The organism is Ruegeria sp. CDSB113 (assembly GCF_059611045.1).
This window is the reverse complement of sequence record NZ_JBXWOU010000013.1, coordinates 47,226-64,598: the sequence shown is the minus strand read 5'-3', so window position 1 is coordinate 64,598 and position 17,373 is coordinate 47,226. Positions and strand designations below refer to the sequence as shown.

The window sequence follows — 17,373 nt, the reverse complement described above, 5'->3', positions numbered from 1 at the left end:
ATGCACGTCGTCTTCCGCGAAAGCCACGGGTTAGAAGAGACCGAAACCCCAACCGATCTGGGCCAGAGCCCGGCGGATCTGGTGGTGCTGTCCTTTTCGGACAGCGACCTTGGCGCTTTCGCGGCAGGATGGCATCGCGGTGGTGGTGCCGAAGGGCGGATGCCGACGATGCGGCTGGCCAATCTGACAGCGTTGAAACACCCGCTGTCGGTCGACACATATGTCGAGCAAACGCTCGAGGGCGCCAAGGGCATTCTGATCCGCCTGATCGGCGGTGTCCCTTACTGGTCCTACGGATTGCAGCAAGTTCTGGCGCTGGCACAGGCCAAGGGCATCGCGCTGGCCGTCCTACCCGCCGACGGGCGCGAGGACACGCGTCTGGATGACTACTCCACCTTGCCCGTCTCGACCCTGCGGCGGCTTGCGCATCTGTGCGACACCGGCGGTGAGGTTGCGGCGCAAGCGGCCTTGGCTCAAATGGCGCTTGCGGCGGGTCTCTATGCCGGACCGGTGATGGGGGCCAAGACCCTGCCCGAGTGCGGTGCATGGTGCCCGGATCGCGGCGTAGTCCCGGCAGATAAAGCGTTCACCACCGACGCAAAGCGTATCTTGGTAACGTTCTACCGGGCTTACCTTACCTCGGCGGACACCGCCCCGGTCGCAACCCTGATCCGCAGCCTGCGCGCACGCGGGTTTGAGGCCGTCGGTCTGTTCGCTCCCTCGCTGAAAGCCCCGCTGGCCGCCGATTGGCTGCGCGAAAATGTCGTGGCGCTGAACCCGGCGGCCATCATCAACGCAACCTCGTTCTCGGGCAAAGGCGCATCCGGCACCTCGCCACTGGATGCCGCCAATGTGCCGGTGTTTCAGGTTGCGCTCGCCACCTCACGCCGCAAAGCCTGGGCCGAGGCGGAACGCGGTCTTTCGCCCGCCGATCTGGCTATGCATGTCGTCCTGCCCGAAGTGGACGGGCGGATTTCGGCTGGTATCGCCTCGTTCAAGGAACCGGGCAAGCGTGACCCGCATCTGGAGTATTCACGTTTTGCCCACCGGGCCGAGCCGGAACGGATCGAGGCTATCATCGACAGGGTCACCGGCTGGCTGAACCTGAACGACAAGCCCAAAGGGGATCAGGTGCCCGCCTTGGTGCTGTCCACCTATCCCGGCAAAGATTGGCAGATGGCCCATGCGGTAGGCCTCGACGCACTGGCATCAGCCGAGGCGATGCTGGCCGACGTGCAGGGCGAAGGGTATGACACTGCGCCTGCAGAGCCGATTTCTGCTACGCTGCTAGATGCGCGGATTGCGTGGTCGCTTGGCGAATATCTGACTGCGCTGGCGGACTTGCCAGAACAACTGCGCGCAGACCTCGAAACCGTCTGGGGCAAGCCCGAAGATGATCCGGCCTTTGCAGATGGCGCGTTCCACTTCACCGCCCTGCGCCGCGGCAAGGCGCTGGTCGCGTTGCAACCTGAACGCGGAACGCCCGAGTTACGTGATGACGATTATCATGACCTGTCGCGTACCCCGCGCCACAGCTACGTGGCCTTCTACCTTTGGCTGCGCAAAGGTCTTAGTGCGGATGCGCTGATCCATATCGGCGCGCACGGTACGCTGGAATGGCTGCCAGGCAAATCTGTGGCGCTGTCCAACGAATGCTGGCCCGAGGTACTGATCGGCGATCTACCTGTCATCTACCCCTTCATCGTCAACGACCCTGGCGAGGCCGCGCAGGCCAAGCGCCGGATCGGGGCGGTCACGCTCGGCCATATCCCACCGCCAATGAAGGAAAGCGGTACCCCGGATCGGATGGTTCGGCTGGAATCGCTGCTGGACGAATTCTCGAACGCTGATGGCTTGGACCCCAAACGTCGCGACCGCCTGCAAGAAGATATCCGGGATGAGGCGCAAGCCATCGGGTTAGAGAGCGATCTCGGTCTCGATCAGGCAACCTGTATCGCCGAGGCGATCACTCGCATCGACCGTTTTGTGTGTGACATCAAGGAAAGCCAGTTCGGCGATGGACTACATATTTTTGGACGTGTTCCCGAAGCCGCCGCCAATTTTGACACGTCCCCTTCGGCCGATGCCGAACGCCAGGCATTGATCGACGCGCTGGCTGGCAAACGGATCGACGCAGGCCCGTCCGGGTCCCCCTATCGCGGACGGTCAGACGTGCTGCCAACCGGGCGGAACCTCTACACCACCGATCCACGTTCAGTGCCCACTCGCGCGGCCTATACCCAAGGCGTCAAGCTGGCCGAAGAATTGGTGCGGCGACACCTGCAAGAAGAGGGCGATTATCCCAAGGGCCTGATCGTTGATCTCTGGGGTTCAGCCACAATGCGCACGGCGGGCGAAGAATTCGCTATGGCGCTGCACCTGCTAGGCGTCAAACCCGTTTGGGACAAAGGGTCGGAGCGGGTGTCGGGCATCGAAGTGCTGCCCATCACCGACCTAAGCCGCCCGCGTCTGGACGTGACCTTGCGCGTCTCAGGCCTGTTCCGCGATGTGTTCCCAACACTATCGGCACTTTATGGTCAAGCTGTTCGCGCGTTGTCGGAACGCGACGAAGCGCCAGACTGGAACCCATATGCCGGACAGGCCCCGGCAGCGCGCGTCTTTGGCCCGGCCCCGGGCAGCTATGGCGTCAACATGACCCAGCTGTCCGAAATCTATACGGATGAGGCCCGCGCGCAGGCAGGTGAGGCATGGCTTGAGGCCAGCTCATTCGCTTTGGAAGGCGAACACATCACACAGGACATGGACGGCATTACCCAACGGGTCACGAATGCCGACAGTTTCGTGCACCTGCAGGATCTGACCGAAACCGACCTTCTGTTGGCCAACGACTATGCCACGCACGAGGCTGGTTTCGCCGCCGCCAAGACAGTCACCGGTGGCACTGCGCAGCTATACCACCTGGACAACACCAACCCGGATAACCCGCGCGCCCGAACGCTGCCTGAAGAAATCAGCCGTGTGGTTCATGCCCGTGCCGCCAACCCGAACTGGATCGCAGGTATGCAAAGGCATGGTTTCCGGGGCGCTGCCGAGATTGCGGCGACGCTCGATCACATGGCGTCTTTCGCGCATCTGTCTGGCACGGTCGCGCCGCATCTGTTCGACCTCTATCACGACGCCACTTTGGGCGACGCCGAGGTCGACGCGTTTTTGCAAGAAGCCAATCCGCGCGCGTATCAGGCGATGCAGGACAGGTTCCGCGCGTTGTTGGACGCGGGCCTTTGGAACACCCGCCGCAACTCAATCCGGGCCGATCTGGAGGGGCTGGGATGAGCGCCCCGATCGTTCAGGGTTGGTGCCCCGGCGCGCATCGGCCGATGATGTCCGGCGATGGTCTGGTGGTTCGGGTGCGCCCGCGTTTGGCCCGTTTGAGCGCCGAACAAACACATGGTCTTTGTGAGTTGGCCGAGCGATTTGGCAATGGCACGATCGACCTGACCAACCGCGCCAATTTACAACTGCGCGGGGTAAAAGAAGACGATCATCAAGCGTTGCTGGCCGAGCTGGCCGCGCTGAACCTTTTGGATGCTGAGCCCGGTATTGAAGTGCGCCGCAATATCCTGGTGTCGCCCCTGTACCGATCAGGTGACCGAACCGCACGGCTGGCCCAGGAACTGATCGACCGGCTGGAGGAATTGCCAACCCTGCCTGCTAAATTCGGTTTCGCCATCGACACCGGCCCCAAGCGCCTACTGGCAGCGGATTCGGCCGATATCCGAATTGAAACAAGCCCCGATGGCCTCATCCTGCGCGCCGGTGGGGCCAAGACTGGCTGCCGGGTCACAGAAACCAACGCAATTGGCCGCCTTATCGCTCTGGCCGAATGGTTTTCTAAGCGTTTCACGCCGGAAGCGCGCCGCATGGCGCGGGTGGTCACGACGCAGGATTTGCCTGCGGAATGGCAAGGCAGCGCGCCAGGTGACATCGGCGCACCGCCGCAACCCGGCGAGTGCGATCTGGGTGTGCTTTTCGGGGCCGCGTTCGGGCAATTGCCTGCGCGGCAGCTCTTAGACCTTGTTACAAACAGCGGAGCCACTGCCCTGCGCGTCACTCCGTGGCGACTGATCCTGCTGGAAGACGGGGCGGCGATACCCACACCGGACTTTGTCATAGATGGCGCCGACCCGCTGATGACGACCGACGCCTGCCCCGGCGCGCCGTTCTGCCCGCAAGCACAAGTGGAAACCCGCGACGTTGCCCGCGTCTTGGCCGCCCAGATCCCAGGAAGTTTGCATGTATCCGGTTGCGCCAAAGGCTGCGCGCGCATGGGTCCGGCAAATGTCACACTGGTTGGCAACGATGGACGATTTGATCTTGTCAAAAACGGTCGCGCGGGGGATGAGCCGTCCCAACGCGGGCTGACACCCGAAACACTTATGACTATGGACCTCTCCTGATGCCCTATGAATACGAAACCGACGGCGCAGCGATCTATAAGCAAAGCTTTGCCACGATCCGGTCCGAGGCCGATCTGGAGCGTTTTGACGCTGATGAAGAACAGGTTGCGGTTCGCATGATCCACGCCGCCGGAATGGTTGGTCTGGAAGAATTCGTACATTTTTCGCCCGGTTTCGTGCCAGCCGCACGGGCTGCGTTGGAGAATGGCGCACCAATCCTGTGCGACGCCCGGATGGTCAGCGAAGGCGTGACCCGGTTCCGCCTGCCCACCGACAATCCGGTGATCTGCACCCTGCACGACGAACGCGTGCGCCCACTGGCCGCTGAGATGAGCAATACCCGCTCTGCCGCCGCGCTGGAGCTGTGGCGTCCACATCTGGAAGGCGCTCTGGTCGCTATCGGCAATGCGCCGACTGCCCTGTTCCACCTGCTGAATATGCTGGAAGACCCCGATTGCCCACGCCCGGCCGCCATCATCGGGTGCCCGGTGGGCTTTGTCGGTGCCGTCGAATCCAAGGACGCATTGTGGGAGGCGCAGCCTGTACCCTCTTGCATTATCAAAGGCCGTCTGGGCGGCAGCGCCATCACCGTCGCCGCGATCAACGCAATTGCGAGCCGCACCGAATGAGCGCCGGTAAGATATACGGCGTGGGTCTCGGCCCGGGCGATCCGGACCTGATGAGCGTGCGGGCCGACCGGCTGCTGCGCAATGCGCGCCACGTGGCGTTTTTTCGCAAGCCTGGTCGCAGCGGTCAGGCACGCAAGATCGTCAATGGGATGATCCCGGACAGCGCAGTTGAGTTTCCCATGGAATACCCTGTCACTACGGAAATTCCGCTGGATGATCCGCGCTATAACGAATTGCTCTCGGCCTTTTACAAAGACTGCGCCGCGCACCTGAAAGCTCTGTCGGATCAGGGCGAGGACGTGGTGGTTTTGTGCGAGGGCGATCCGTTTTTCTATGGATCTTTCATGCATCTTTACAGCCGCTTGCGCGATCAGGCTGATGTAGAGGTCGTGCCAGCCATCACAGGCATGTCTGGCGCGTGGACGGCAACGGGTGATCCGATCACCTGGGGCGATGATGTGCTGACGGTACTGGTCGGCACCCTGCCCGAAGAAGATCTGGCAATTCGCATGGCACAGACTGACGCTTTGGTTGTCATGAAAATCGGACGCAATATCGACAAGGTGAAGCGCGCGCTAAAAACAGCTGGTCTGTATGACCGTGCCTGGATCGTCGAGTTTGCACAGATGCCGAACCAGGTGGTGACGAAACTGTCCGAGGCATGCGAAAAGGTGACGCCCTATTTCTCGATCATCATCGTGCATGGTCAAGGACGGCGGCCATGAGTGGTTGGGTCAAGATTGCGGGCCTGGGGCCTGGTAACGAAGATCTCGTAACCCCCGAGGTTTCAACTGCGTTGACGGATGCCACAGACGTAGTCGGGTACATCCCCTATGTCGCGCGCGTGGCGGAACGCCCCGGCCTGACGCTGCACGCCAGCGACAATCGGGTCGAGATCGACCGATCCCAACACGCATTGCAGATGGCGGCTGAGGGGAAACGGGTGGTCGTGGTATCCTCGGGCGATCCCGGTGTGTTCGCAATGGCGGCAGCTGTGTTCGAAGCCCTAGAGATTGGTCCCGCCGAGTGGCGTAACATTCCCATAGACGTCCTTCCCGGCATAACCGCGATGCTAGCCGCATCCGCGCGGGCCGGGGCGCCTCTGGGTCATGATTTTTGCGCCATCAACCTCAGCGATAATCTGAAACCCTGGTCGCTGGTTGAAAAACGTCTTCGACTTGCGGCGCGGGCGGATTTCGCGATGGCGTTTTATAACCCGCGATCAAAGTCGCGCCCGGAAGGCTTTGTAAAAACACTGGAAATCCTGCGCGAAGAATGCGAGCCCGAGCGCCTTATCCTGTTCGCGCGCGCCGTATCGCGCGCGGATGAGGCGATCCGGATTTCGACACTGGCCGAGGCGACACCTGACATGGCTGACATGCAAACCGTCGTCATTGTCGGGTCATCCCTGACGCGCGTCATCAACCGTGACAGTGCGCCGATCGTCTATACCCCGAGGTTCACTCCGGAATGAGCCAACCAGTCCAGAACCTGCGTCACGTTCGACAATTCGGTCCTTTGCGGAAGGGTCGGTCTGTCGATCATCAGCACCGGTACGCCCATCGCGCGCGCGGCATCCAGCTTGGCGCGTGCACCGGTACCGCCAGAGTTCTTGGACACAACCAGTTCAATGCCGTGCTGCTGCATCAGCGCCCGGTCCCCTGCTTCGGTGAAAGGTCCGCGCGACACGATCGCCTCGCAATCGGGCAGCGGCAGTGCATCCGGTTTATCCACCAGCCTCAGCAAAAAATGATGTTGGGGCTGAGCCGCGAAATCTTCAAGGTGCAGGCGTCCAACAGCCAGAAAAACGCGCCGTTTAGGACCGCTCAAGGCGGTAACCGCCGCGCCTATATCAGAAACGTGCTGCCAGCGATCTCCGTCCTGCGCGCGCCATGCCGGGCGCGTCAAAGCGGCCATGGTCACCCCGGCCTCGCGACACGCGGAAATGGCGTTTGTGCTCATTTGCGCGGCAAAGGGATGGGTGGCATCGACTACATGAGTGATCGCGTGGTCCGTCAGGTAACGGGCCAGGCCTTCAACGCCGCCGAACCCTCCAACACGCACCGGCAGGGGCTGCGGTCTTGGATTGTCCACTCGTCCGGCATAGGAATAGGTCGCCGGGATGCCCTGATCGGCCAAAGATTTGGCCAGTGCATTGGCCTCGGTCGTGCCACCAAGGATCAGGAGGTTGGTCATGCATGAAGCTCCGTGGCTAAGCGTTTTGGGCTTGGGCGAAGATGGACTGGATGGCCTGTCACCCGCAAGTCGTCAAGTGCTGGAACGTGCCGAAATCATCATGGGCCCGCCACGCCATCTGTCTCTGATCCCCAACACAGGCGCGGAGCGCGTAGATTGGCCTGTGCCCTTTTCCGACGGCCTGCCGATCCTGACCGGGTTTCGCGGACGCCCAACGGTTGTTCTGGCCTCGGGCGATCCGTTCTGGTTCGGCGCGGGCTCGGTAATCGCGCGCAACTTCGACGCCGGAGAATGGACAGCCCATCCGGGTCAGTCCACGTTCTCGCTCGCCGCCGCGCGTCTGGGCTGGCCGTTGGAAAGTACGCAGACATTCGGTCTGCACGCCGCCCCGCTGACCCGTCTGCGCCCGCATCTTTCGCCAGGATTGCGCGCCATCCTGCTGCTGCGCAACGGCGCTGCGGTGGCCGAGCTTGCGACATATCTGAACGAAACTGGGTTTGCCGATACGCAATTGCATGTCATGGAAGCCCTTGGCGGCCCCCGCGAACGGTCGCGCAGCGTGTCGCTGACCGAAGCCCTGCTGGGCGGGTTCGACCATCCAGTCTGCGTTGGGCTTGAAGTTGCGGGTGAAGGACAGGCGCTGCCCAAGGCCTCGGGTAAGCCGGATGATATCTTCGAGAATGATGGCCAGATCACCAAACGCCCCGTGCGGGCGCTGACCCTGTCGGCGTTGGCCCCCAAGCGCGGCGAGCATCTTTGGGATATCGGCGGCGGCACCGGCTCGATCAGCATCGAGTGGCTGATGTGCGACCCGACCCTGACCGCAACCACGATCGAGCCCCGCGAGGATCGCGCGGACCGCATTCGCCGAAATGCCGACACGTTAGGGCAAGACCGGCTGCAAGTTGTGCATGGCACCGCGCCGACCGCTCTGGACGGCCTTGGGTTTCCAGATGTGGTATTCATCGGCGGCGGCCTGAGTACCGAATTGCTGAATTGGCTGCACACCGCCCTGCCCACCGGCACCAGGTTGGTCGCCAATGCCGTGACGCTGGAAAGCGAAGCCTTACTGGCGCAATGGCACGAAAAACTGGGCGGAGAACTTTTGCGCATCGAACTGGCGCAGGCTTCGGCACTGGGACCTCGGCGCGGCTGGAAATCTGCCTATCCGGTGGTGCAGTGGAGCGTGATCTTATGATCATCGCAGGTTTGGGGTTTTCATCAACGGCGACCGTGGACAGCCTGCGCGCCGTATTTGAGCGGGCCAGCGTTGGGCAAGACGTCGACGCGCTGGCCACTGTTGCCGACAAGGAAGGTCACGCCGCGCTGTCGGAGTTTGCCGCAGAGACCGCCCTGCCCCTGCATTTCATCGCTGCTGCCGATCTGGCGGGACAGCGCACTCTCACCTGCTCGAACCGCAGCCGTGCCACCTATGGCACCGGTAGCGTAGCCGAAGCATCCGCACTTGCCGCCGCCGGAACAGGCGCCCGGCTGACCTCACCCAGACAGATTTCGGACGACCGGCTTGCAACCTGCGCCGTCGCCATCGGAGGACAAATATGACCGTTCATTTCATCGGCGCCGGACCCGGCGCTGCCGACCTTCTGACCCTGCGGGGGCGTGATATCATCGCCTCCTGCCCGGTGTGCCTCTATGCAGGATCGCTGGTGCCCGAAGAGATTCTGGCCCACTGCCCCGAGGGCGCAAAGATCATCAACACCGCGCCAATGGATCTGGATCAGATCATGGCCGAGATCGAGGCAGCGCATAAGGCTGGCCATGACATTGCACGTCTGCATTCCGGCGACCTGTCGGTTTGGTCGGCGATGGGTGAACAGATCCGGCGATTGAAAGAAATGGGCATTCCAGTTAGCGTGACCCCCGGTGTACCGTCGTTCGCCGCAGCAGCTGCTTCGCTGGGAACGGAACTGACCTTGCCCGGATTGGCGCAATCTGTGGTCCTGACCCGGACGCCCGGCCGCGCATCTTCAATGCCCGAAGGCGAAACGCTTGAGAACTTTGCCCGGACCGGTGCAACCCTGGCCATTCACCTGTCGATCGGAAATTTGGACAACGTGATCACGGACCTTACTCCGGCCTATGGAGCAGACTGCCCGGTGGCAGTGGTGTACCGCGCCAGCTGGCCGGATGAACGGATCATTCGCGCCACATTGGCGACCCTGAAAGACGCACTGGACGAGAGTATCTCTCGCACCGCTCTGATCATGGTTGGCCCGGCACTTGCGGGCGAAGGCTTTGACGAAAGCTGTCTCTATTCAAAAGATTACGACCGCCGGTATCGCCCGCAAAGCGCGGACAGCCCGTGGTCAAGCTGGAGCCCCGAGAATGAATGACGGGATGACCAACCCTCCGGGATTACTGATTTCTGCGCCGTCTTCCGGGACGGGTAAAACCACTGTCATGTTGGGCTTGTTGCGGGCGCTAGCCGAGGATGGCCTGACAGTGCAACCTTTCAAGAGTGGCCCGGACTATATCGACCCGGCCTTTCACCGTGCCGCAGCCGGACGCGCCTCGTTCAATCTGGACAGCTGGGCGATGGCCAATCCGCTGCTGAACGCGATTTCTGCCCAGGCCGAGGGCGCGGATATCGTCGTGGCCGAAGGTTCGATGGGCCTGTTCGACGGCGTTGCCAAGCCCGGAGAGATTGGGCACGGATCAAGCGCAGAAACCGCGCAGCGTATGGGCTGGCCCGTGGTTTTGGTGCTGGATGTGGGCGGTCAGGCCCAATCAGCAGCGGCCACTGCGCTGGGGTTTCGGATGTACAATCCCGACCTGCCCTTTGCCGGTGTGATCCTGAACCGCTGCGCCAGCCCACGTCACGAGCGCCTGACTCGTTTGGGAATGGAGCGCGCGGGCCTGCCGGTACTGGGCGTGCTGCCCCGGCGTGGAGATCTGACCCTGCCCGAGCGGCATCTTGGGTTGATTCAGGCGGTTGAGCACCCGGATCTGGAAAGCGCGATTGCCGGATACGCCACATTCCTGCGCGAGCATGTGGATCTTGAGGCGATCAAGGCAGCGGCCTCCTCAGGCCCCAATGGGCCATCGTCAGTCGCGCTGCCGCGGCCCCCGGCACAGCGGATCGCGCTGGCACGGGATGCGGCGTTTTCGTTCACCTACCCGCATTTGCTGGAAGGCTGGCGCGCAGCAGGGGCGGAAATCCTGCCGTTTTCACCGCTGGTCAACGAAGCCCCGGCTGCGGATGCCGATCTGGTCTGGTTGCCCGGTGGCTATCCTGAACTGCACGCGGGCACATTAGCAGCTGCCGACACATTCCTGAGCGGTCTGCGCAAACACGCGGAGACAAAGCCCGTCCATGGTGAGTGCGGTGGTTATATGGCCTTGGGCGAAGCTCTGGTCGACAAGGAAGGGGTCCGACACCAGATGGCGGGTCTGCTTGGGCTTGTGACGTCCTATGAGAAGCGCAAGTTCAATCTTGGGTATCGCAAGGCGCAATTGTTGGCCCCAATGGCAGGTTTTGCCGCTGATGCGACATTGCGTGGCCATGAGTTCCATTATTCTTCGATCCTCGAGCAACCCGACGCACCTTTGGCACGGGTGTTCGATGCTGAAGGGGTTGAGGGACCACAAACCGGATCAATTCGCGGCAACGTGACCGGAACATTCTTTCATCTGATCGCAGAGGCGCAGGCATGAGCGGTTTCGTTTCGTTCATTGGCTCCGGTCCCGGGGATCCGGAACTGCTGACGCTTAAGGCCGTGGACCGGATGCAAAAGGCAGACGCGGTGCTGTTCGATGACCTCAGCAGTGGCCCAATCCTGAACCATGCGCATCAGGACGCAGACCTTGTTGGGGTCGGCAAACGCGCCGGTCGCCCGTCACCGAAACAAGACCACGTCAGCCGCCTGTTGGTGGACTATGCCAAAACCGGTGCCCGCGTCGTGCGACTGAAATCAGGCGATGGCGGTCTGTTTGGACGTCTGGAAGAGGAACTGGTGGCGCTGCGCGAGGCCGGGATTGAATACGAGATCATCCCCGGCATCCCCTCGGCGGTTGCCGCAGCAGCGGCAGCTGGCATTCCCCTGACACGGCGGCTCACGGCGCGCCGCGTGCAATTCGTCACCGGTCACGATGTCAGTGGCAAGCTGCCGGATGACCTGAATCTGGCCGCCCTTGCCGACCCAGATGCCACCACCGTTGTATTCATGGGCAAGCGCACATTTCCTTTACTGGTGAAGGCACTGAACGAACATGGTTTACCGTTGGAAACACCGGCTTTGATGGCTGAATCCGTCTCAACCCCGGATCAGGTGTTGCACCGATCCACGGTTGGTGAGTTGGCGGACAAGCTGGGTGCTGAGATCGGCACGGCCCCTGCCCTGATCCTTTACGGCCCGCTTGCAGAGACTGACGATGTTTGACCTGACCCTGATCGGTATTGGCACCGGCAATCCGGACCACCTGACGTTTCAAGGCGCTAGTGCCATTCGGGACGCAGACCTGATCCTGATCCCGCGCAAGGGCGAAAACAAGGCCGATCTGGCCGGTTTGCGGGAAGAGATTATCGTGCAGGTGACCGACACCGCGCCACAGATCGCATATTTTGATATTCCCAAACGACGCGCCGATGATGGCTATCTGCGCGGCGTTGATGAATGGCACGATGCCATCGCTCTGCGGTGGCAGGAGGCGATCGCGGCGCATCGTGATGCAAATCGGGTTGCCCTTTTGATCTGGGGCGATCCCTCGCTTTACGATAGTTCGCTGCGCATCGCCTCGCGGCTGCAACCCCAACCGGAGACGCGCGTAGTCCCTGGTATCACCGCGCTTCAGGCACTGACCGCGGCGCATGCGATACCGATTAACGATCTGGGCGCGCCGTATGTCGTGACCACCGGTCGGCGCATTCGGGATGAAGGCTGGCCGCTAAACGCTTCAAAAGTGGCTGTTATGCTGGACGGCGAGTGTTCGTTCCAAAGCCTTGAGATGGCCGACTACGAAATCTGGTGGGGCGCTTATGTGGGGATGAAGGAAGAAATCCTGATCCACGGTCCTTTGGCTGATATAGCGTCGCAGATTGTCGAAATGCGGGCAAAAGCGCGAGCGGATCATGGCTGGATCATGGACATTTATCTGCTGAAAAGGCGTGTGGACTGATCCGAAGGCAACTTCTGCGGCTGCTACCCACGGGATTGTGACTGCGCGAAATACGAGTTTCTGGCATCAATTTCGTACCCATACCCATGAGGACAGCACGATGAAGGCTATTTCGACCGCACTGTGTTTACTGGCCCTTCCCGCGCTGGCGCAAGAACCGCTGTCGGGCTGGGCCGTTCATTCCACCGACAAAAGCTATGATGCGTTGGTCGCGGATACGAAGACCGCTGTCAAAGAAAACGGTCTGATTGTTGTAACGCAGGCCGGGCCCACCAAGGCGGCGGCGGCCCGTGGCATCATCATTCCCGGAAACTTAGTAATCGGTGCCTTTAACAACGACTACGCGGTGCGGGTTCTGGAAACCTCGGTCAACGCAATGATCGAAGCGCCCATCCGGTTCTACGTGACCGAAAATGCGGACGGCACGGCGACTTTGTCCTACAAAACCCCAAGTCACGTCTTTGCCCCCTATGCCCAGCAAGGCGGTGAGCCACTGCAAGAAATTGCGGCGGAACTGGATGAGAAGTTTCAGGCAGTAGCGGAATCCGCAGTCAATTAGTCACACTGCCGTGAACCTGCTTGCGTCCGGACGCGCCCTCAGCAATCTGCAAAGACGTATTATTTCGGAGCATAACTGATGCAGGACCTTTCGCCCCGCGCCGCGGACCTTTTGGCCCAAAGACTTTACGAGGCCGGATGCCGCCATGCCTTTGGTATGCCCGGTGGCGAAGTTCTGACGTTGGTGGACGCGCTGGAACAGGCGGGGATCACCTTTCACCTGACCAAGCACGAAAACGCCGCCGGATTCATGGCCGAAGCCGTGCATCACCGCGACGGCGCACCCGCCATTCTGGTGGCGACGCTTGGCCCCGGTGCGATGAATGGGATCAACGTGGTTGCCAACGCCTTGCAGGACCGGGTGCCGATGATCGTGCTGACCGGTTGCGTCGATGCGGATGAGGCACTGACCTATACCCATCAGGTCATGGACCACGCTCAGGTCTATCGCTCGATCACCAAGGGGACATTTACCCTGACGGCGCAGGGCGCGGATATCGTGGCCGACAAAGCCGTATCGCTGGCCAACCAGCCCCGCCCCGGCCCGGTGCATATCGACGTTCCGATCTCGGTTGCGGATATGCGAGTGTCCGGTGTCAAAACGCGACGACTGGTTAAGGCCGCCGCCGTCGCGCCTGAGGGTAATTGCCTTGAAAAAGCGCGCCGTTGGGTGGCTGACGCGGAACGACCCATTGCGATTGTCGGGCTGGACGTTCTGTATGACGGGTCACGCAATATCGTGCAGGCGTTTCTGGAACATTTCGGCATCCCCTTTATTACCACCTACAAAGCCAAGGGAGTTGTGCCCGAAGATCACCCCCTGTGTCTTGGAGGGGCCGGGTTGTCACCGCTGGCCGACAAACATCTTCTGCCACTGGTGGAACAGGCCGATCTGGTCTTGTGTCTTGGCTACGACCCGATCGAGATGCGCCCCGGCTGGCGCGAGGTCTGGGACCCCGAAGAAAAGCGTGTCATCGACATCTCGGCCGTGGTGAACGACCACTATATGCATCAGGCCAGCCTGAATATGGTGGCCGATACCGGCGCCACGTTGGAGGCTATCGCAAAGGGCAATGCTGCCCGCAAGACGTGGCCAGACGGTGAACCCTCACAGGCCAAAACCGCGCTGGCTCAGGCATTCCCGACCGATGAGGAATGGGGCCCCGCCGCCGTCATCGCCGAAACCCGCGCAACCCTGCCTGCCGAAACACTGGCCACAGCGGACAGCGGCGCGCATCGTATCTTGCTAAGCCAGATGTGGAATTGTTCCGAGGAACGCGGGCTGATCCAATCCTCGGCGCTGTGTACCATGGGGTGCGCCGTGCCAATGGCGATTGGCCTGAAACTGGCCGAACCGGACCGCCCAGTCATCAGTTTTTCGGGCGACGCCGGGTTCCTGATGGTCGCCGGAGAGCTGTCAACCGCCGCCGAAATGGGCGGAAACCCGATCTTTCTGGTCTTTGTGGATGCCAGCCTTGCGCTGATCGAGCTGAAACAGCGCCAGCGCCAGATGGGCAACAGGGGCGTGGATTTCGACCGCCATGACTTTGCCGCCATGGGCCGGGCGTTTGGCGGCAACGGTCACACCGTTCGCAACCGCGAGGAACTGCGCAATGCCCTGAATGAGGCGATGAAAGCCAATTCATTCACCGTGATTGCCGCAGAAATTGACCGTGGGGGCTATGATGGCCGGATCTGAAGGACCGCTGAAGGGCGTCAAAGTACTGGACCTCAGTCGCATTTTGGCCGGACCGACCTGCACGCAGTTGCTGGGCGATCTGGGGGCCAGCGTGATCAAGATCGAAAACCCCGCGACCGGCGGGGATGACACCCGCCAATGGGGCCCTCCTTACGTCGAAGATGCGCAAGGCAACCGGTCCGATCTAAGCGCTTATTTCATGTCGGCCAACCGCAACAAGAAATCCGTGGCTATCGACATCACCACGACCGAGGGGCAATCTGAAATCAAACGGTTGGCCTCGCATGCGGACATTTTGATCGAAAACTTCAAACCTGGCGGATTGGCGAAATACGGTCTGGACTACGCCACGTTGTCGCAAGACTTTCCCAGCCTCGTCTATTGCTCGATCTCGGGTTACGGCCAGACCGGCCCGAATGCGTCCAAGCCGGGCTATGACCTGATGGCACAGGGGTACGGCGGGATCATGTCGCTGACAGGCGAACCCGATGGCGCGCCGATGAAGGTGGGCGTGGGCATCGCCGATGTTATGTGCGGAATGTACGCAAGTGTCGGCATTCTGGCCGCCCTGCGCCACCGCGATCAGACCGGCGAAGGCCAGCAGATTGATCTGGCGCTGGTAGATGCGCAGATCGCGTGGCTGATCAACGAAGGTGCGAACTATCTGACCTCGGGCAACGTGCCCCAGCGGCGCGGCAACGGGCATCCGAACATCGTGCCCTATGACGTTTATGAAACCGCCGATGGCCACGTTATTCTGGCCGTCGGAAATGACAGTCAGTTCCGCCGGTTCTGCGAATTCATCGATCACCCCGATCTGGCGGATGACCCGCGTTTCGCCACCAACCCAGCCCGGCTGGAAAATCGTGACGCGTTAAACGCCGTGCTGCGTCCGGTGGTGAAAACCCACGCTTCAGAGACCATGATTGCTCAGCTCGAAGCCCGCAAGGTTCCGGTTGGCCCGGTACAGACATTGGATCAGGTTTTTGCAACCGATCAGGTCGAAGCCCGCCAGATGCAGATCGCGATGCAGGCCGCACCGGGCGACGTTCAACTGATCGGGAATCCGCTGAAACTGTCGCGCACACCTGTAACATATCGGGCTGCTCCGCCCGTCTTTGGGGCGGATACGCAGGCCGTTCTAGGCGCTGAAAACCCCTTTGACGATTGAAACACTGTGCCTGTTTCGGCGGCATGTTGCTGAAACATGCCCTTGAATCGGCGGTTTTTTTCAATTTTTGCCCACACGGCATTTCACCAATTCGAGAGCAGGGCCGATACTGATACGACCCGCCGACAGTCTCTGATACATCAAGTGCTGTAGATATTCTCGATTGGATCGGAACATGAACATGAAGCAAGACGTTTTCGGACAGATGAACACCCTCAGCCACCCGGCAAGTGCCGAGGCCTGGGATGGTGTTCTGCTTGGGTTCATGGCCCATGCCGCCGTGACGCCGCAGCATCTTGGCAAAGTTCTGGAGCTTGAACCCGATTTTGCCCTGGGTCACGCAATCAAAGGCTTGTTCATGGTCCTGCTGGGCCGTCGCGAGATGATGCCGGTCGCCGTCGAAGCGATGGCAGCCGCCAACAGTGCCATGGAACGCCAGCCGGTCTCAGCGCGCGAACGGTTGTATGTCGAAGCGCTGGGTCTGTATCTGGCTGACCTGCCCACTCAGGCCATTCAAAAATTCGAAGAGATTCTGCGCGACCACCCACAAGACTCGCTGGCAATGAAACTCAGCCACGCGACGCGATTTGTACTTGGCGACGCGGAAGGCATGCGCCGGTCGATCGAGCGGATTCTGCCGGCGTACGAACCCGATCATGCAGGTCGTGGGTATTTGCTGGGCTGTCATTCCTTTGCGTTGGAAGAAACCGGTGCCTATGAAAAGGCCGAAATCGCAGGTCGGCAGGCGCTGTGGATGGTGTCGGACGATGCATGGGGTTTGCACGCCGTTGCACACGTGCATGAGATGACAGGCAACGCGCAGCTGGGCCTTGATTGGCTCGCGGGTCGCGAAGGGGCTTGGACCCACTGCAACAACTTCCGCTATCACGTCTGGTGGCACAAGGCGCTGATGCATCTGGATCTGGGTCAGGTCGATCAGGTGATGGAGCTGTATGACAACTACATCCGTCAGGACAAAACCGACGACTACCGCGATATCTCGAACGCCACGTCCCTGCTATCACGGCTTGAGCTTGAGGGCGTCAATGTGGGCAACCGCTGGGAAGAACTGGCGGATCTCAGCGCAGCGAGGACCGAAGATGGTTGTCTGATCTTTGCCGATCTTCACTATCTTCTGGCTCTGACCGGCGATAACCGCCCAGAGGCGACCAGCAAGATGTTGCAGCGTATTCAGAAAGATGCGCAGCGCAATCAGGGGGACACCCCGATCCGCATGTCCGATCCGGGCATTGCAGCCGCCAAGGGGCTTGAGGCCTTTGGCGAAGGCCTTTACGGCGACGCCTTCGACTTTTTATCGAACGCCCGAGCAGGTATGCAATTGGCAGGTGGAAGCCACGCCCAACGTGATGTATTCGAGCGCATCACAATTGATTCCGGCCTGCGCGCCGGCCGTCTGGATGCTGTCGAGCGCATCCTGGATGACCGTCGCGCCAAAAGAGCCGGGGGCGAAGACAATTACGCTCTTGCGCGCCGCACATTGATCGATGCGGCACGCGACAACGGAGACGCACAAAGCGTCCCGGCTGAATAACAAAAACTAAGACC

At 61.0% G+C, this 17,373-nt stretch carries 16 protein-coding genes; 15 read left to right on the top strand and 1 reads right to left on the bottom strand.

Annotation, left to right across the window (positions count from 1 at the left end):
• The 5 genes from cobN to cobJ are packed head-to-tail and all read left to right on the top strand — an operon-like array spanning position 1 to position 6,521.
• Positions 1-3,294 carry a cobaltochelatase subunit CobN gene (gene cobN, locus AC2FIS_RS18910; RefSeq protein WP_496774916.1) on the top strand — a complete coding sequence of 1,098 codons (3,294 nt, stop codon included), beginning with the start codon at positions 1-3 and terminating at the stop codon, positions 3,292-3,294.
• Positions 3,291-4,418: a precorrin-3B synthase gene (cobG, locus tag AC2FIS_RS18905; protein ID WP_496774915.1), complete on the top strand. Its 1,128-nt coding sequence runs from the start codon at positions 3,291-3,293 to the stop codon at positions 4,416-4,418. Before cobN ends, cobG begins: the two co-directional genes overlap by 4 nt.
• Positions 4,418-5,047, top strand: coding sequence for a precorrin-8X methylmutase (locus tag AC2FIS_RS18900; protein WP_496774914.1), 630 nt, complete (start codon positions 4,418-4,420; stop codon positions 5,045-5,047). The genes cobG and AC2FIS_RS18900 overlap by 1 nt, the downstream gene beginning before the upstream one ends.
• Entirely contained in the window at positions 5,044-5,772 is a 729-nt protein-coding gene (locus AC2FIS_RS18895) for a precorrin-2 C(20)-methyltransferase (protein WP_496774913.1), read from the top strand. Before AC2FIS_RS18900 ends, AC2FIS_RS18895 begins: the two co-directional genes overlap by 4 nt.
• Positions 5,769-6,521 (top strand): precorrin-3B C(17)-methyltransferase, encoded by a 753-nt coding sequence (gene cobJ / locus AC2FIS_RS18890; protein WP_496774912.1) that lies wholly within the window; start codon positions 5,769-5,771, stop codon positions 6,519-6,521. The genes AC2FIS_RS18895 and cobJ overlap by 4 nt, the downstream gene beginning before the upstream one ends.
• On the opposite strand, the gene AC2FIS_RS18885 is transcribed toward cobJ, so the two are convergent.
• On the bottom strand, positions 6,494-7,243 hold the full coding sequence (locus tag AC2FIS_RS18885) for a cobalt-precorrin-6A reductase (RefSeq protein ID WP_496774911.1): 750 nt from the start codon (positions 7,241-7,243) through the stop codon (positions 6,494-6,496). The genes cobJ and AC2FIS_RS18885 overlap by 28 nt on opposite strands.
• Here AC2FIS_RS18885 and cbiE point away from each other — a divergent pair.
• The 10 genes from cbiE (at position 7,242) to AC2FIS_RS18835 (ending at position 17,359) form a co-directional block, all read left to right on the top strand.
• Entirely contained in the window at positions 7,242-8,441 is a 1,200-nt protein-coding gene (gene cbiE, locus AC2FIS_RS18880) for a precorrin-6y C5,15-methyltransferase (decarboxylating) subunit CbiE (RefSeq protein WP_496774910.1), read from the top strand. The genes AC2FIS_RS18885 and cbiE overlap by 2 nt on opposite strands.
• The gene (locus tag AC2FIS_RS18875; protein WP_496774966.1) at positions 8,438-8,806 is read left to right on the top strand and encodes a cobalamin biosynthesis protein; all 369 of its coding nucleotides are present in this window, start codon (positions 8,438-8,440) and stop codon (positions 8,804-8,806) included. The genes cbiE and AC2FIS_RS18875 overlap by 4 nt, the downstream gene beginning before the upstream one ends.
• Positions 8,803-9,597: a precorrin-4 C(11)-methyltransferase gene (cobM, locus tag AC2FIS_RS18870; RefSeq protein WP_496774909.1), complete on the top strand. Its 795-nt coding sequence runs from the start codon at positions 8,803-8,805 to the stop codon at positions 9,595-9,597. Before AC2FIS_RS18875 ends, cobM begins: the two co-directional genes overlap by 4 nt.
• Positions 9,590-10,918: a cobyrinic acid a,c-diamide synthase CobB gene (locus tag AC2FIS_RS18865; RefSeq protein ID WP_496774908.1), complete on the top strand. Its 1,329-nt coding sequence runs from the start codon at positions 9,590-9,592 to the stop codon at positions 10,916-10,918. Before cobM ends, AC2FIS_RS18865 begins: the two co-directional genes overlap by 8 nt.
• Positions 10,915-11,643, top strand: coding sequence for a uroporphyrinogen-III C-methyltransferase (gene cobA, locus AC2FIS_RS18860; RefSeq protein ID WP_496774907.1), 729 nt, complete (start codon positions 10,915-10,917; stop codon positions 11,641-11,643). The genes AC2FIS_RS18865 and cobA overlap by 4 nt, the downstream gene beginning before the upstream one ends.
• On the top strand, positions 11,636-12,379 hold the full coding sequence (cobF, locus tag AC2FIS_RS18855; protein ID WP_496774906.1) for a precorrin-6A synthase (deacetylating): 744 nt from the start codon (positions 11,636-11,638) through the stop codon (positions 12,377-12,379). Before cobA ends, cobF begins: the two co-directional genes overlap by 8 nt.
• A gap of 100 nt (positions 12,380-12,479) precedes the next feature.
• Positions 12,480-12,938, top strand: coding sequence for a DUF302 domain-containing protein (locus AC2FIS_RS18850; RefSeq protein WP_496774905.1), 459 nt, complete (start codon positions 12,480-12,482; stop codon positions 12,936-12,938).
• A gap of 78 nt (positions 12,939-13,016) precedes the next feature.
• Complete coding sequence (locus AC2FIS_RS18845; protein WP_496774904.1) at positions 13,017-14,636, top strand: thiamine pyrophosphate-binding protein; 1,620 nt, start codon at positions 13,017-13,019, stop codon at positions 14,634-14,636.
• Positions 14,623-15,807 (top strand): CaiB/BaiF CoA transferase family protein, encoded by a 1,185-nt coding sequence (locus AC2FIS_RS18840; RefSeq protein WP_496774903.1) that lies wholly within the window; start codon positions 14,623-14,625, stop codon positions 15,805-15,807. Before AC2FIS_RS18845 ends, AC2FIS_RS18840 begins: the two co-directional genes overlap by 14 nt.
• A gap of 181 nt (positions 15,808-15,988) precedes the next feature.
• The gene (locus tag AC2FIS_RS18835) at positions 15,989-17,359 is read left to right on the top strand and encodes a tetratricopeptide repeat protein (RefSeq protein WP_496774902.1); all 1,371 of its coding nucleotides are present in this window, start codon (positions 15,989-15,991) and stop codon (positions 17,357-17,359) included.
• The last annotated feature ends 14 nt before the right edge of the window (positions 17,360-17,373 follow it).

What these genes read in the sequence shown, in the direction of transcription:
- cobN (WP_496774916.1), top strand. Translation starts at nt 1, where the DNA reads ATGCACGTCGTCTTCCGCGAAAGCCACGGGTTAGAAGAGACCGAAACC.
- cobM (WP_496774909.1), top strand. Translation starts at nt 8,803, where the DNA reads ATGACCGTTCATTTCATCGGCGCCGGACCCGGCGCTGCCGACCTTCTG.
- cbiE (WP_496774910.1), top strand. Translation starts at nt 7,242, where the DNA reads ATGCATGAAGCTCCGTGGCTAAGCGTTTTGGGCTTGGGCGAAGATGGA.
- AC2FIS_RS18850 (WP_496774905.1), top strand. Translation starts at nt 12,480, where the DNA reads ATGAAGGCTATTTCGACCGCACTGTGTTTACTGGCCCTTCCCGCGCTG.
- cobG (WP_496774915.1), top strand. Translation starts at nt 3,291, where the DNA reads ATGAGCGCCCCGATCGTTCAGGGTTGGTGCCCCGGCGCGCATCGGCCG.
- cobJ (WP_496774912.1), top strand. Translation starts at nt 5,769, where the DNA reads ATGAGTGGTTGGGTCAAGATTGCGGGCCTGGGGCCTGGTAACGAAGAT.
- cobF (WP_496774906.1), top strand. Translation starts at nt 11,636, where the DNA reads ATGTTTGACCTGACCCTGATCGGTATTGGCACCGGCAATCCGGACCAC.
- AC2FIS_RS18885 (WP_496774911.1), bottom strand. Translation starts at nt 7,243, where the DNA reads ATGACCAACCTCCTGATCCTTGGTGGCACGACCGAGGCCAATGCACTG.
- AC2FIS_RS18845 (WP_496774904.1), top strand. Translation starts at nt 13,017, where the DNA reads ATGCAGGACCTTTCGCCCCGCGCCGCGGACCTTTTGGCCCAAAGACTT.
- AC2FIS_RS18875 (WP_496774966.1), top strand. Translation starts at nt 8,438, where the DNA reads ATGATCATCGCAGGTTTGGGGTTTTCATCAACGGCGACCGTGGACAGC.
- AC2FIS_RS18840 (WP_496774903.1), top strand. Translation starts at nt 14,623, where the DNA reads ATGGCCGGATCTGAAGGACCGCTGAAGGGCGTCAAAGTACTGGACCTC.
- AC2FIS_RS18900 (WP_496774914.1), top strand. Translation starts at nt 4,418, where the DNA reads ATGCCCTATGAATACGAAACCGACGGCGCAGCGATCTATAAGCAAAGC.
- AC2FIS_RS18865 (WP_496774908.1), top strand. Translation starts at nt 9,590, where the DNA reads ATGAATGACGGGATGACCAACCCTCCGGGATTACTGATTTCTGCGCCG.
- AC2FIS_RS18895 (WP_496774913.1), top strand. Translation starts at nt 5,044, where the DNA reads ATGAGCGCCGGTAAGATATACGGCGTGGGTCTCGGCCCGGGCGATCCG.
- AC2FIS_RS18835 (WP_496774902.1), top strand. Translation starts at nt 15,989, where the DNA reads ATGAAGCAAGACGTTTTCGGACAGATGAACACCCTCAGCCACCCGGCA.
- cobA (WP_496774907.1), top strand. Translation starts at nt 10,915, where the DNA reads ATGAGCGGTTTCGTTTCGTTCATTGGCTCCGGTCCCGGGGATCCGGAA.